Genomic DNA, 13,821 nt, shown 5'->3' with positions numbered 1-13,821 from the left:
GGACTCACCGCGGGCACCTGGGCCATCGACCCCACCCACTCCACCGTCGGCTTCTCCGTACGCCACCTGATGGTGAGCAAGGTCCGTGGCCGCTTCACCGACTTCGACGGCGCCCTCGTGATCGCCGAGGACGGCACCGCCACCGCGCACGCCGAGATCCGCGTCGACTCCCTCACCACCGACAACGCTCAGCGCGACGGCCACCTGCGCACCGCCGACTTCTTCCACGCCGAGGAATTCCCGCTGATGACCTTCAAGTCCACCGGGTTCCGCGGCGAGGGTAGCGATTTCGTCGTCGACGGCGAGTTCACCGTGCGCGGCAACACCAAGCCGGTCACCCTCGAGGTCGAGTTCGTCGGCGTGAGCCCGGGCATGGGCAACGGCCAGGTCGCCGGCTTCGAAGCCAAGACTGTGGTCTCGCGCCGCGACTTCGGCCTCGACATCGACATGCCGCTGCCCGACGGCGGCGCCGTGATCGGCGACAAGATCACTCTCACCCTCGAGATCGAGGCCGTCCTCCAGGGCTGACCCGGACCGACGTGACGCCCCCATCACCTGTGCGGTGATGGGGGCGTCGGCCGCTGTGCGCGGTGGCTAGTCCTCGTCGGCGATGATCGTGTCGAGTGTCGCCGCGAGACGGGTGAGGGTCGCGACCGTCGCGGCGAACTCGGCCGGACCGAGCGCCTCGGCCAGCCGGTGCGCCATGGCCGCGTGCTGCGGATCGATGCGACGGATGGCGGCCGTGCCCTCCTCGGTCATCGCGACCAGCTTGGCCCGCTTGTGCGCGGGGTTGGGCCGGTACTCACACATGCCTTTGCCGACCAGCAGGTCCGCGATCCGCTGCACGCTCTGCCGGGTGATGCCCATCGCGCGGGCGATCCCGGCCACCGGCTGTGGCTGGTCCTGCACGGCGGCCATCACCTGCCACCAGGCCACCGAGATTCCGGCAGGCGCGGACAAGCCGTCGCCGATGGTCAGGAATTGACCGTTGAGCCGGAAGACGGTGAGGGCGGCGCCGTCGAGCAGGTCCTGTTCGGAGTTCAAGCCGCGTGGCTCCCTTCGTATTCGGCGAGCGTGGCGTACCCGGCCGGGTCCTTGCGCGCATACAGCTTGTACCAGGCATCGAGTACCCGCGGTTCGTACAGGTCGAGCCGCGCGAAGATCTCTCTGGCGAATTCGAACGGCGACATGCCGTCCGCGGTGATCACGTCACGGTCGGTGACCGCGGGGGCCTCGACGTAGTGCTGCGCACCCGAATATCCGCTGTAGACAAGGAATTCCGCCGCATTGCTGGTGTGTGCGCGATCATCGAGCAGGCCCGCCGTGGCCAGTCCGAAGGTCGCGCCGCAGATCGCGGCCACCGGCACCCCGGCGTCGGCGAACTCTTTCGCCTTGTGCGCGAACGTGATCAGGTCCTCGCCCAGCCACAGATCCGCGCCGGGCAGGATCAGCATCGCGCTGTCGGCCGGGTCGAGATCGGCGATGGCGAGGTCGGGCGTCACGCGCAGACGCCCCATGGTGGTGATCGGTTCGGTGGTGAGGCCGACCGTCGCGACCTCGAACGTTCCGGGCTCCCGGTGCCAGTTGCCGTTGGCGATGTGCGCCGTCGCGGCCCCCACTTCCCAGTCGGCGAGGGTGTCGTAGACGGCTACGTGAACTGTTTTCTTCGGCATGACAGCATCCTGTCATGTTTGACAGGATGCTGTCAATAAGAATTTTGCTACCGGCTTATAGCCGACCCTCCGTACGCTGACGGCATCCGGTGCGAGACAGGGAGGTTCACCCGCGATGACCGACTCCGTGCACGGCATGACGGGCACCATCACGTCACCGATTCGGGAGGCGGGCGCACTGGGTGAGGTACTGATCTCGATTCGCGGGGGCACCGAGCTCTATCTCGCCCGAGCCGACGAACCGATCGCCGCCTGGACCACCGTGTTGATCGTCGCGGTCCACCCGGGTCGCCTGGTCGACGTGGTCACCTGGATTCCGCTTCCCTCTGAATGAAAGGGGCCCGCGATGCTGGGCTATCACGTTCCCGATCCCGACGAAGCCATGCTGGTCAGTGGCGCCAAGACCAAGGACGACACCCCGTTCAAGGTGGTCATCGGGCGCGGCACCTGGGTGGTGCCGCTGTTCCGCAAGGTCCGATACCTGTCACTGGCCATGTTCGAGTCCGAGATCCGCGAGCGCTGTGTCACCAAGCAGGCCATCCAGCTCGATGTGCGTGCGGTGATCGCGTTCAAGGTCGCCAACGACACCCAGTCGATCGTCAATGCGGCACAACGCTTCCTGTCCGAACAGGAGCAGGAGATGTCGGTGCTGACAGGGCGGATCTTCTCCGGCCATCTGCGCTCGATCGTGGGCTCGATGACCGTCGAGGAGATCATCCGCGAACGTCAGAAGCTGGCCGACGAGGTGCTCATCGCCTCCAAGGTGGAGATGAGCAATATCGGCCTGTGGGTCGACTCGTTCCAGATCCAGTCCATCGACGACGGCAACCTCGGCTACATCAATGCCCTGGCGGCACCGCACAATGCGGCCGTCCAGCGCGATGCCCAGATCGCTCAGGCCCAGGCCGCCCAGCGCTCCGCCGAAGCCGAGCAGGAGTCGTTGCGCCGTCGCGCCGAATACGAACGCGAAACCTCGATCCTCAAGGCCGAGTATCAGCGCGACATCGACAAGGCCAACGCCGAAGCGGCACAGGCGGGCCCGCTCGCCGACGCCATCGCCAGGCAGGCCGTGCTGCACGCCCAGGCCGAGCAGGCCCGCAAGAACGCCGAACTGCGCGAACAGCAACTCCAGGCGGAAGTGGTGAAACCCGCTGAGGCGGAGGCGGAACGAGTCCGCATCCTCGCGGTGGCCGAAGCCGACCGCACCCGTATTCAGGCCGAGGCGGCGGCGTCCAACAACCGCATCGCGCTGGACCAGATGCTCATCGAGCAACTCCCGGAAATCGTCAAGCAGGCCTCGCACGGCCTGGCGGGCGCCAACCTCACCGTCCTCAACGGCCCCGACGGCGTCGGCGAGCTGCTCAACGGCATGGTCGGCCAGGGCCTGACGGTCTTCAACTCCCTGCAGAAGGCCCTGTCGAACGGCGAGGTCGACAAGGTCTGATCGCCGCCACGACATGGCCCGAGCACTCGAACCGGCAGGGCTGACCGGATACCAGGTCAGTCCTGTTGGTTCACGAGTGCGGTCACCCGGATCTCGACGCGCATGCCGGGAGCGCCGAGGGCGGCGACGCCGATTTGGGTCCAGATCGGCGCGCGCTCGCCCATGCGCTTGCGGAACTGCTCGACCATGACGCGGTTGTGTGCGTCGCCGATCGTGTCCTCGACCGCCGGGATGTGGAAGCTGTCCACGGCTATGACATCGGTCCAGGTCGCCCCGACCGTCGCGAGCGTGCGCTCCACGTTCTCGAAGGCCTGGACGATTTCTTCCTCGAGGGATTCGGGGAAGGTGATGTCGTCGTCCCAGCCACCTTGGCCCGAGATGTCGACGCGGTCGCCGACGCGGACCGCCTGTCGGTAGTGAAGCAGGTCGAAGAGGGTCCGGCCGTATCCCGGGGTGCTGGCGAAGGTGGCGGTGCTCATCGCGACAAACCTTTCATTTGACTTCAACTATGAAGTCAAACTAGCACGGAATTACTTCACGTGTGAACTCAATTGTCCTCGCTATGATTACCCGATGACTGCGGTGACCCCAGGATCCGACGGCGCGGACGCCGAGGCGCCGGCGTGGCTGAACGCGGAGGAGAAGGAAGCCTGGACCGGCCTGGTCTCACTGATCCTGCTGCTGCCGGGCCGTTTGGAGGCGCCGCTGCAGGCAGAAGCGGGGCTGACGCTCTTCGAGTATCTCGTGCTGAGCCATCTGTCCGAGGCTCCCGAGCACCGGATCAGGATGAGCGAGCTGGCCTTCCTGGCGAACGGATCGCTGTCGCGGCTCTCGAACGTCGTCAAGCGATTCGAGCAGCGGGGCTGGGTAACCCGAGCGCCCGACCCCGACGACGGTCGGTACACGGTCGCTTCGCTCACCGACTCCGGGTACGCGACGGTCGTGGCGGCGGCGCCGACGCATGTGCGCGCGGTCCGCGAGCGCTTCCTCGATCAGGTGAGCGCCGCCGATGGACGAGCGCTGGCCCGGATCGCCGCCAAGCTGCGCGTGCGCCCCGCCGATCTGGCCTGAAACCAGCGGTTACGCCCGGCGCAGGGCGAACATGCGCAGGTCGCGGGTGGTGCGGTCGCGGTAGGCGGCGTAGGCGCCGGTGATGTCGATGAAGCGGGCGAAGATCGCGTCCTTGTCCGCGTCGGTGACCGGGGTGGCGGTCACCGGGATGCGTTCGCCGGCGATGGCGACGGTGGCTGTCGGATCGGCGAGCAGGTTGCCGGTCCAGGCCGGGTGGTGGGCCTGGCCGAAGTTGGAACCGACCACGTACAGGGTGTCGCCGTCGTGGACGTAGAGCAGCGGCTGGGTGCGCGCGACGCCGGACTTGCGGCCGGTGGTCGTGAGCAGGATCACCGGGGCGCCGATCGGGCCGAGCACGGTGTACTTGGCGTCGGTGCGCTCGAGCAGGGCGCGGTCGAGCGGGGTGATGGTGCGGATCAGCCAGGAACCCGGCTTGGTCGCGGCGAATCGGTTGGCGGCGCGGGACAGCGGATTGGCGCGGGAGCCCCACTGGCGATCCGGGAACTGCGATGTCATGGGCCGGACTATAACGCGACCGATCGGACCCCACCGAACCCCTGAATCGCCGACGATTCACTAAGCTCGCGAGCATGGTCGAACAAGCGCCGTCCACCGTGTACATCGCCTCGCCCGAGGGCGACACCGGAAAATCTACGGTGGCACTGGGTGTCCTCGGCATGCTGTGCGCGACCACCGCACGCGTCGGCGTGTTCCGTCCGATCACCCGCTCCACCGACGAACCCGACTACATCCTCGAACTGCTGCTCGAGCACAGCACCGCCGATATCAGCTACGAACAGGCCATCGGCGTCACCTACGAGGACGTGCACCGCGACCCCACCGCCGCGATCAGCGACATCGTGATGCGTTTCCACGACGTCGCCAAGGCCTGTGACGCGGTGGTGATCGTCGGCAGCGACTACACCGACGTCGCCAGCCCGAGCGAGCTGCGCTTCAACGCCCGGATCGCGGTGAACCTGGGCGCGCCCGTCCTGCTGGTCGTTCGCGGCGCGGAACGGACGCCCGGCGAGGTCAAGCAACTGGTCGAACTGTGTACCGCCGAGCTCACCACTGAGCACGCCCACCTGGTCGCGATCGTCGCCAATCGCTGCGCACCCGACGAACTCGACGACATCGCGACCGCACTGGCCGGTTTCGACGTGCCGTCCTGGACGCTGCCCGAGGTGCCGCTGCTGATGGCGCCGACCATGGGCGAGCTGTGCGAGGCGATCGACGGCGAAATCTACAGTGGCGACCCGGAATTGCTGCAGCGTGAGGCGCTGCGCATCATGGTCGGCGGCATGACCGCCGAACACATCCTGGAGCGACTGTCCGACGGTGTGGTGGTGATCGCTCCTGGCGACCGCTCCGACGTGCTGCTGAGCCTGGTGAATGCCCATGAGGCAGAAGGGTTCCCGTCGCTGGCGGGCGTGATCATGAACGGCGGCCTTCGCCCGCATCCGGCCATCGCCCGGCTGATGGAGGGCCTGCACCCCAGGCTGCCGATCCTGGCCACCGAGCTGGGTACCTACGACACCGCCAGTGCCGTGCACGGCACTCGCGGCCGGATGTGGGCGGGTAGCCCGCGCAAGGTCGACACCGCGCTCGCGCTGATGGAACAGCGGGTGGACGCGCCGGAACTGTTGCGGCGCATCCAGGTTCCGTCCTCGACGGTCGTGACGCCGCAGATGTTCGAGTACCGGCTGATCGAACGCGCCCGCGCCGACCGCAAACGCATCGTGCTGCCGGAAGGCGACGACGACCGCATCCTCCGCGCCGCCGGCCGGGTGCTGCAGCGCAAGATCGCCGACCTCACCATCCTCGGTGACGAGACGTCGGTACGGGCCCGCGCCGCCGAGTTGGGTGTGGATATCGCCGACGCGCAGGTGATGGCGCCGCGCACCTCGGGCTTCCTCGACGAATTCGCCGCCGAATACACCGAATTGCGCAAGCACAAGGGCATGACGCTCGAGCGCGCGCGCGAAACCATGTCCGACATCTCGTATTTCGGCACCATGATGGTCTACAAGGGGATTGCCGACGGCATGGTCTCCGGTGCCGCGCACACCACCGCGCACACGATCCGGCCCTCGTTCGAGATCATCAAGACGGTGCCGGGCGTCTCCACGGTGTCGAGTGTGTTCCTGATGTGCTTGGCCGATCGTGTACTCGCCTATGGCGATTGCGCGGTGGTCCCCGATCCGACCTCGGAGCAGCTGGCCGATATCGCGGTGTCCTCGGCGGGCACGGCGGCCCGTTTCGGGATCGACCCCCGGGTGGCGATGCTGTCCTACTCGACCGGCGCATCCGGCACCGGCGCCGACGTCGACAAGGTGCGCACGGCCACCGAACTCGTGCGTGAGCGTGCGCCGGAACTGCCGGTGGAAGGCCCCATCCAGTACGACGCGGCGATCGAGCCCGCCGTCGCCAGCGCCAAGCTGCCCGATTCCGAAGTGGCGGGCAAGGCAACGGTTTTCGTCTTCCCCGACCTCAATACCGGCAACAACACCTACAAGGCGGTGCAGCGCAGCGCCGGCGCGGTCGCGATCGGGCCGGTGCTGCAGGGTCTGCGCAAGCCGGTGAACGATCTTTCGCGCGGCGCGTTGGTCGCCGACATCGTCAACACGGTGGCGATCACCGCCATCCAGGCTCAGGGGGATGGCAAGTGAGTGACCTGGTTCTGGTACTGAACAGCGGCTCCTCGTCGATCAAATATCAACTGCTGCACGCTGTCTCGGCCCAGGTGCTGGCATCGGGCCTCGTCGAGAAGATCGGCGAGTCGCACGGCGGCAGGATCGTGCACGAGGCGGGGCCCGCGAAACTCGACTACGACGGGGCGATACCCGACCACAGAGCCGGTCTGCTGCGGGCGTTCGAGATGTTCCGCGAGACCGGCCTCGACCTGACCACGATCGGCATCGGCGCGGTCGGGCACCGGGTGGTGCACGGCGGCGAGGTGTTCTGGGAACCGACCCTGATCACCGACGATGTGCTGCACGCGATCGACGAACTGTCGGTGCTCGCGCCGCTGCACAATCCCGCCAATGTGGTCGGCATCGAGTCGACGCGGGAGCTGCTGCCCGGCATTCCCGAGGTCGCGGTCTTCGACACGGCGTTCTTCCACACCTTGCCCGACGCCGCCAAGACCTACGCGATCGACGCGAAACTCGCCGCGGCCCACGGTATTCGCAAGTACGGCTTCCACGGGACCTCGCACCAGTACGTGTCGGAGAAGGCCGCGCAGTACCTGGGGAAACCGGCCGAAGAGCTGAACCAGATCGTTTTCCACCTGGGCAACGGGGCGTCCGCTTCGTCGATCCGCGGGGGCATCGCGATCGACACCACCATGGGGATGACCCCACTCGAAGGTCTGGTGATGGGAACCAGGCCGGGCGATCTGGATCCCGGTGTCACGCCGTATCTCATGCGGGCGGCCGATCTGGACGTGAGTCAGGTGGAGCAACTGCTCAACCGCAGTTCCGGCCTCAAAGGCATGAGCGGGGTCAACGACTTCCGCGAATTGCAGCAGCTCATCGACAGCGGCGACACCCAGGCGAAGCTCGCCTACGACGTCTACATCCACCGCCTGCGCCGCTATCTCGGCGCCTACCTGGTGGAACTCGGCACCGTCGACACCATCATCTTCACCGCCGGCGTGGGGGAGAACAGCTCGGCGGTGCGCGCCGACGCACTGGCGGGTCTACAGGCGCTCGGCATCGAAATCGACCCGACCCGCAATGAGAAGAGAGCACCGGGCATCCGCCCCATTTCGCCGGAGTTCGCCCCGGTGACCGTGCTGGTTGTCCCTACCAACGAAGAACTGGCCATTGCCCGCGCGGCCCACGAGCTGGTCGGCGGGCACTGAGCTGGTCGGCGGGCGCTGAGCTCAGAACCAGGATTTCGGTCGTAGCGAGTTCGCCAGATCGACGAGGGCGTAGCGGTGCGTCCGGTCCGGGGCGTTGCGGGCGAGCGAGCGCAGGCCGGATTCGGTGCCGTCGCGCAGTTCGCGTTCGGTGAAGGCGCGGCCGAACAGCTTGGCGTCCTTACGTTTCGGTGTGTTCCCGGCCTGTAGCCAGGCCAATGCCGAGCCCTGGACCAGCGTGCGCATGAGGGTGGCGCGGTGCTCGCCCGCTGGGATGGACTGGGCGCGCGAGGCGGCCAGCCGCAGGATCTGCTCGTCGAGTTCGGCGACGGGAGAGCTGGTGAGCAGCAACAGGATCGCCGTGGTCTGAGCGGTGGTGAAGTGGCGCGACGCGGCGGGCACATCGTCGAGGGCGTGGACCGCTTCGCCGACTCGCCCCGCCACCGCCAGTTGCCTGGCCAGGCCGAATGCCGCGCTCACCACGGCCCTGTCGGTGCGCCAGACAGTGTCGTAATAACGTTCGGCGAAACTTCGCCACTGTTCGGGGGCGTCGGAATCCCAGTGTTGCAGAATGAGTTCCGCGGTGGCGGCCAGCGCCAGCTTCGGCGCGATCTCGCCCGGCAGCACCCGCAATACCGCCTCGAACGACGCGAAGGCGGCCTCGAAGTCGAGTTCGAGCAGATGGGCCTGACCGGTGAACCAGTCGGTGCGCCAATCGGATTCGCTGGGCACCCGATCGAGCATGTGCAACACCGCCGCCGACTCGCCCAGTTCCAGCCGCGCTCGCGCCTCGGCGAAGAGCAATTCGCCCGCCAGGGTGTCGGGTGCGTTGTCCGGATCGGCCTCGGCCCGCTCGCGGGAGTCGTGCAGTGCCTCGAGCACCCGCTCCGGCTCGGGATTGGCGGTGGCGGCCAGCAGCGGCGCCGACGGATCGGCGGGGTCGATCAGCGGAATCGGCAGTGCGGCCACCACATCGCGGGAATCCAGCAGCGGCGAGCGACCCACACCGTCGAGATAGGCGTCGGTCTGGCTGATCAGTTCCTCGGTCCCGAAGCTGGTGCGCTGTGGACTGAACACTGTGGACAGCTGTGGATGTTCCGTGCCGGTGTCGTAGGCGAGGATCTCGCGCAACACCCCGGCCAGCTGCGCCGACATCGCCCGCGCCGACGGAAAGCGCTGTGCCGGATCGGGATCGGTGGCGGTGAGCAGGAATCGATGGAAGAACTCGTAGCGGGCCAGCAGCGGTTCGTCGGCGGGGTCGGGGATGCCGTCGAGGTAGCGGCCGTGTTCGCTGGGCAGCGCCAGCGTGAGCGCGGCGATCGTCCGGCCCACGGTGTAGACATCGGAGGCGGGCGTCGGCCCGGTGCGGGCGATCTCGGGCGCCTGGAAACCCTTGGTGCCGTACAGGTTGCCATAGGCGTCGATGGTGGCGACCGCGCCGAGGTCGATGAGCTTCACCTGATCCTCGGTGACCATCACGTTGTCGGGCTTGAGGTCGTTGTAGGTGAGGCCGATCGAATGCAGATGTTCCAGCGCGGGCAGGATCTCCAGCACATAGGCGATGGCCTCGGCCAGCGGCATCTGCTCGCCACGTGGCCTGGCATCGAGAATGTCGCGCAGCGAATGCCCGCCCACGTACTCCATCACGATGTAGCCGATGGACCCGTCACCCGCGGTGTGCTCGACGAAGTTGTGGATCTTGACGATGCTCGGGTGCGCCACCTCGGCCAGGAACTGGCGCTCGGCCACCGCGACGGCCTGCGCCTCGGCGTCACCCGCGTGCAGCAGGCCCTTGAGTACCACCCACCGATCGCTCACATTGCGGTCGATGGCCAGATAGATCCAGCCGAGACCGCCGTGCGCGATGCACCCCTGGATCTCGTACTGCCCGGCGACCATATCGCCCTCGTGCAGCGACGGCCGGAAATCGTAGGCGGCCCCGCAGGTTTCGCATTCACCGCTGGTCGAGGCGGCTCGCGCCGGCGTCGACCGCCCGACCGGATTGCCGCAGCGCCAACAGAACCGACGGCCTTCCGAGACCATCGGATCGGCCAGCACGGCGTCCCGAGGGTCGGCCGGGGTGACTGTCGGAATCGGCACCAGCCCGGCGCCGAGCCGCCGCGTGGGCCGCGACCTCGCGGTCCGCACACTGCGCCCCGACCGCGCGGTACTCACCCCGGTCTGTGGCGCGGACGGCCAGGAATCGGACGTCGCTCGTGCGCCGGGCGCATCGTCGCGCTGGGCTGCCTCGGTCGCCGCGTGCGGTGCGTTCACCGGAACCCGCTGTGCCGCTTCGGTCGCCGCGTAGGGCGCGGTTTCGGCGGGGCGATGTGCCATTTCGGTTGCCGCGTAGGACGCGGTCTCGCGGGTGCGCTCGGCCGCCGCGTTCGGGGCCTCAGGGGCGCGTTGCGTCGCTTCGGTGGGGACATACGCGGCGGATTCTTGTGCCGTCGGCGCGGGGCGGTTCGCCCGCTGCGTAGCGAGATGGTCCCGCGCGTGTTGCGAGGCTTCGAAGTCGGCCGGGGGAACGTCGCCCTGTTGGACGGGCGCGGACGCTTCGGCGCGCCGGGTGGCATCGGTCGCCGGGGTCTGGTCGCGGCTGCTCGCCTGCTTCCTGGCGAACTCCGAGGCGGCCTCGGCGGTGAGTTTGGGCAGTGGCCGCGTCTCGTCGTCGCCGGGCAGCGTCCACCCACCGGGCAGCGTGCCAGGACGGTGGCGCTGGGTCAGCTGGGTCGGCTCGCGCCGTTCCTGGTCGTCCGGTGCCGCGGCGTGGGGTGTCGATTCGGCGGGTGCCGGGTCGTGGTCGGCGTCGTGCCGGGCTCGGGGGTGCACCGGTGATTCGGCGGGCGCCGGATCCTCCGGGGCCGGATCGCGTCGCCCTGGCTCTTCGCTGGTCGGGTTCGTGCTCATGGCCGTCAGTCCTGGTACTTCGGTGCGGGCGGGATCGGCGTCTCGCCGAGCGTCGCGAGCCAGCGGCGGTGGATGCGGGTCCAGGTGCCGTCGTTGCGGATGCGGTCCAGGGTGGAGTTGACGAAACGCACCAGGTCGTCGTTGCCCTTGGGAATCCCGATGCCGTACGGCTCGGCGCTGATGCTCCCGCCCACCACTTCGGTGTAGGGGTCCTGGGCGGCCAGGCCCGCCAGGATCGAGTCGTCGGTGCTCACGGCATCGACCTGGCGTTGTTGCAGCACCACCAGGCAGTCGGCCCAGGTGGGCACCGTCAGGATCGTGGCGGCAGGCTGGTCGCGGCGGATGTGGTCGAGCGAGGTGGTGCCGCGCACCACGCACACCCGCTTGCCCGCCAGATCGGCCAGGCCGTCGATGCCCGAACCCTTCACCGCGAGCACCCGCTGGTCGGCCCGCAGGTACACCGTCGAGAACGCCACCCGCTGGCGTCGCTCGCAGGTGATCGTCATCGTCTTCGCGATCAGGTCGACCGTGTGATCCTGCAGTGCCCGCTCGCGCTCTTCCGAAGCGAGACTGCGGTATTCGATCAGATCAGGATTGCCGAGCAGGTCACGGGCGATCTCGCGGGCGATGTCGGCGTCGAACCCGACGATGCGACCGGTGAGTGGATCGCGGAAGCTGAACAGGTTGCTGCCCGCGTCCAGGCCCACGACGAGCCTGCCGCGCGCGCGAATGGCATCGATCGTCGGGCCGGTGGCGGTGCTCGGTCGCAGACTCGCGGTCGGATCGCCGCACTGTTCGCCGCCGGTGGGCGGCACCGGGGTGTCGGTGCCGATCGGAATGGCCTTGGCGGGCAACGGGGGTTCGGAATAGACACCCCGCTCAGCGGGCGCGGGAGTGCCCTCGGAGCAGCCTGCGAGCAGTCCGGCCAGCATCAGTGCCGCGATAACTCGGCCGCGCCTCATCGGTACTCCCGCAGTCGCGGCCACAAACCGAGCGCGACGCATGCCGCCGCCGCGATCCCGAGCACGAACGCGCCGGGGGCGAGGAACGACAGCACATCGATCGCCTGCGACACCCTGGCGCGCAAGGTATCTCGCGTCACCGCGCCCGCCTTGTCCAGTGCCCGGTCGAGTGCGTCGACCTGGGCGGCGGAATCGGCGGCGCTCGGACCGGTCGCGACGGTGGCCGCGCCCACGAAATCGCCCCGCTGGAGGGTGTCGTTCATCCGCTGATGGGCCGACTGCCAGCGGGTGAGCGCGGCGCGCGCGTGCGCCACCTCGTCGCGGGCAGGCGCGTCCGCGGGGTAACCGGCGAGCAGCTCGTTGAGCCGGGTGGCGTTCGTATCGAAGGTGCGGTCGTAGTCACCGGTCGCGTCGCGGCGGACCAGCTTCACCATTTCCGCTGATCTGGCTTGCTGCACGAGGATTCGGCTCTCGGCCAATCGCGCCGATGGCACCGCGCCCTCGTCCCGGCAGCGAATCATCGCCACCGCGGAGAGCGAACCGGCCGCCACCGTCCAGATCAGGGTCAGCGCCAGCGCGCCGGTGCCGACCAGCAAGCCCATGTTGAAGAATCGGCGCGAGCGCCGCGCCAGCTCGACCTGCACCCAGATCAGCGCGCCGAGCGCCACCACGAGCAGCACGATCGCCGTCCACGGTGGTTGCACGTGCCGGTACTGCGCGGCGGTGACCGCGTCGAAGCGGTGGTCCTCCAGCTCCTCGGCCATCGGCAGCAGTCCGGTCTGCATCTGATGTGATGCCTCGCTCAGATAGGCCGCGCCGACGGGATAGCCGTTGCGATTGTTCACCCGCGCGGTCTCGATCAGCCCGCTGTAGACGGGCAGCCCGGTCGCGATGCCGGTGCGCAGGCGGCGGTCGGTGCCCGACGGATCGGCCGCCTCTTCGTCGGAGACGTGCCCGGCCTGGGTCACCAGTTCGGCGGCGGCCTCACCGATGGCCTGGGTATAGCGGTCGCGCACCGCTTGGGGTTCGAGTCCGCCCGCGATGAACGCGGTGCCCGCGGCGGCGTCGGCGATGGAGAGCGAGGTGTAGAGGTGATTGGCCGAATGCGCATCGGGTTCGGTGTCGTCGAGCAGGACGCCGAGAGCTTGCTGACGCTCGCTCACGGTCGTCGAAGTCACCGCGCCCGCGGTGACGCACAGCACCATCAGGACCAGTCCGGCGGCAACGAGCCGACCCGGCGAGGACTGCGCGAAGCTGCGCAACCGGGCGGGTTGGAACTGCGCGCGCAACGCTCTGACGTCGGGCGCGGGCGGCCGGTCGACCGGCGCGGCCGGTCGGCGCAGCGGCGCCCAGCGCGGTGTCACCGGTGCCGCGCCGGCCGTCTCGGAGTGCTTCGCACCCGTCGTGGCCTGCGGTGACGGGCGAACGCGGACGGCCGCCACCTCCGTCGAGGCATTGCGATTCCCCGGTTCGACCATCGTTCACCTCCCGGCGCTGTCCGTGCACACCTACCTGTGCGGAGTTTATTGTGGGCCTACGGGTAGCGCAGCCCCTCACACACCCCCGCAGCGGTTGCTGTACGGCTGCTCGGAGGAAAGAGTATGGGATGCGCGGCGACGGAGACGGTTGGTTCAAGGGCCCCGATGGGGCCAAGCACTGGGGAAAATTCGGTGCGGCGGGTCTGCTGCTGCGCGCACCGCTGCTCGGTGGCGGGTCCGCGGTGCTGTTGCAGCACCGGGCGCCGTGGAGTCATCAGGGCGGCACCTGGGCGCTGCCCGGTGGGGCGCGTGACTCGCACGAGTCGCCCGAGCACGCGGCGGTCAGGGAGGCCGAGGAGGAAGCGGGCATCGCCGCCGCCGACCTCCGGGTCAGGGCCGAGCGCCTGACCATGACCGCCCC

14 protein-coding genes are annotated in these 13,821 nt (G+C 68.6%); 7 read left to right on the top strand and 7 right to left on the bottom strand.

Annotated features, from left to right (window positions below):
• A partial coding sequence (locus ACFWF3_RS06400) for a YceI family protein (protein ID WP_379312744.1) occupies positions 1 to 528 on the top strand: 528 nt, incomplete at its 5' end.
• A gap of 66 nt (positions 529 to 594) precedes the next feature.
• Here the strand turns inward: ACFWF3_RS06400 and ACFWF3_RS06395 are convergent.
• Positions 595 to 1,044, bottom strand: coding sequence for a MarR family winged helix-turn-helix transcriptional regulator (locus tag ACFWF3_RS06395; RefSeq protein ID WP_378633660.1), 450 nt, complete (start codon positions 1,042 to 1,044; stop codon positions 595 to 597).
• Positions 1,041 to 1,673 carry a DJ-1/PfpI family protein gene (locus tag ACFWF3_RS06390; RefSeq protein ID WP_379312743.1) on the bottom strand — a complete coding sequence of 211 codons (633 nt, stop codon included), beginning with the start codon at positions 1,671 to 1,673 and terminating at the stop codon, positions 1,041 to 1,043. The genes ACFWF3_RS06395 and ACFWF3_RS06390 overlap by 4 nt, the downstream gene beginning before the upstream one ends.
• Before the next feature lie 115 nt (positions 1,674 to 1,788).
• On the opposite strand from ACFWF3_RS06390, the gene ACFWF3_RS06385 reads away from it, so the two are divergent.
• Positions 1,789 to 2,007 carry a hypothetical protein gene (locus ACFWF3_RS06385; protein ID WP_056814983.1) on the top strand — a complete coding sequence of 73 codons (219 nt, stop codon included), beginning with the start codon at positions 1,789 to 1,791 and terminating at the stop codon, positions 2,005 to 2,007.
• Between the two features lie 12 nt (positions 2,008 to 2,019).
• Positions 2,020 to 3,117, top strand: a complete 1,098-nt coding sequence (locus tag ACFWF3_RS06380) for a flotillin family protein (RefSeq protein WP_062986140.1) — start codon at positions 2,020 to 2,022, stop codon at positions 3,115 to 3,117.
• Positions 3,118 to 3,173: 56 nt separating this feature from the next.
• On the opposite strand, the gene ACFWF3_RS06375 is transcribed toward ACFWF3_RS06380, so the two are convergent.
• Positions 3,174 to 3,596 carry a Rid family hydrolase gene (locus tag ACFWF3_RS06375; RefSeq protein ID WP_378996060.1) on the bottom strand — a complete coding sequence of 141 codons (423 nt, stop codon included), beginning with the start codon at positions 3,594 to 3,596 and terminating at the stop codon, positions 3,174 to 3,176.
• Between the two features lie 94 nt (positions 3,597 to 3,690).
• Here ACFWF3_RS06375 and ACFWF3_RS06370 point away from each other — a divergent pair, with 94 nt between their 5' ends.
• The gene (locus tag ACFWF3_RS06370; RefSeq protein WP_378996062.1) at positions 3,691 to 4,188 is read left to right on the top strand and encodes a MarR family winged helix-turn-helix transcriptional regulator; all 498 of its coding nucleotides are present in this window, start codon (positions 3,691 to 3,693) and stop codon (positions 4,186 to 4,188) included.
• 9 nt (positions 4,189 to 4,197) lie between these two features.
• Here ACFWF3_RS06370 and ACFWF3_RS06365 read toward each other — a convergent pair whose 3' ends face one another.
• A complete protein-coding gene (locus ACFWF3_RS06365; RefSeq protein WP_378996064.1) occupies positions 4,198 to 4,704 on the bottom strand; it encodes a nitroreductase/quinone reductase family protein in 507 nt (168 codons plus the stop codon).
• Between the two features lie 74 nt (positions 4,705 to 4,778).
• Between ACFWF3_RS06365 and pta the strand changes: the two genes are divergently transcribed.
• Together pta and ACFWF3_RS06355 are read left to right on the top strand one after the other, a co-directional pair.
• Positions 4,779 to 6,857: a phosphate acetyltransferase gene (gene pta / locus ACFWF3_RS06360; RefSeq protein WP_379312741.1), complete on the top strand. Its 2,079-nt coding sequence runs from the start codon at positions 4,779 to 4,781 to the stop codon at positions 6,855 to 6,857.
• Positions 6,854 to 8,053 (top strand): acetate kinase, encoded by a 1,200-nt coding sequence (locus tag ACFWF3_RS06355; protein ID WP_379312740.1) that lies wholly within the window; start codon positions 6,854 to 6,856, stop codon positions 8,051 to 8,053. The genes pta and ACFWF3_RS06355 overlap by 4 nt, the downstream gene beginning before the upstream one ends.
• Positions 8,054 to 8,074: 21 nt before the next feature.
• On the opposite strand, the gene ACFWF3_RS06350 is transcribed toward ACFWF3_RS06355, so the two are convergent.
• The 3 genes from ACFWF3_RS06350 to ACFWF3_RS06340 form a co-directional block, all read right to left on the bottom strand.
• Positions 8,075 to 10,387, bottom strand: a complete 2,313-nt coding sequence (locus tag ACFWF3_RS06350) for a tetratricopeptide repeat protein (RefSeq protein WP_379312745.1) — start codon at positions 10,385 to 10,387, stop codon at positions 8,075 to 8,077.
• A 578-nt stretch (positions 10,388 to 10,965) separates the two neighbouring features.
• A complete protein-coding gene (locus ACFWF3_RS06345; RefSeq protein ID WP_379312739.1) occupies positions 10,966 to 11,922 on the bottom strand; it encodes a glutamate ABC transporter substrate-binding protein in 957 nt (318 codons plus the stop codon).
• Positions 11,919 to 13,400, bottom strand: coding sequence for a hypothetical protein (locus ACFWF3_RS06340; protein ID WP_379312737.1), 1,482 nt, complete (start codon positions 13,398 to 13,400; stop codon positions 11,919 to 11,921). Before ACFWF3_RS06340 ends, ACFWF3_RS06345 begins: the two co-directional genes overlap by 4 nt.
• A gap of 128 nt (positions 13,401 to 13,528) precedes the next feature.
• On the opposite strand from ACFWF3_RS06340, the gene ACFWF3_RS06335 reads away from it, so the two are divergent.
• On the top strand, positions 13,529 to 13,821 hold a 293-nt coding region (locus ACFWF3_RS06335; RefSeq protein WP_379312736.1), incomplete at its 3' end, for an NUDIX domain-containing protein.

It is taken from the genome of Nocardia sp. NPDC060220 (genome assembly GCF_042727815.1).
Lineage (GTDB): Bacteria > Actinomycetota > Actinomycetes > Mycobacteriales > Mycobacteriaceae > Nocardia.
Note: the sequence above shows the minus strand (reverse complement) of the source record. Positions and strands in the feature narration are given on the sequence as shown.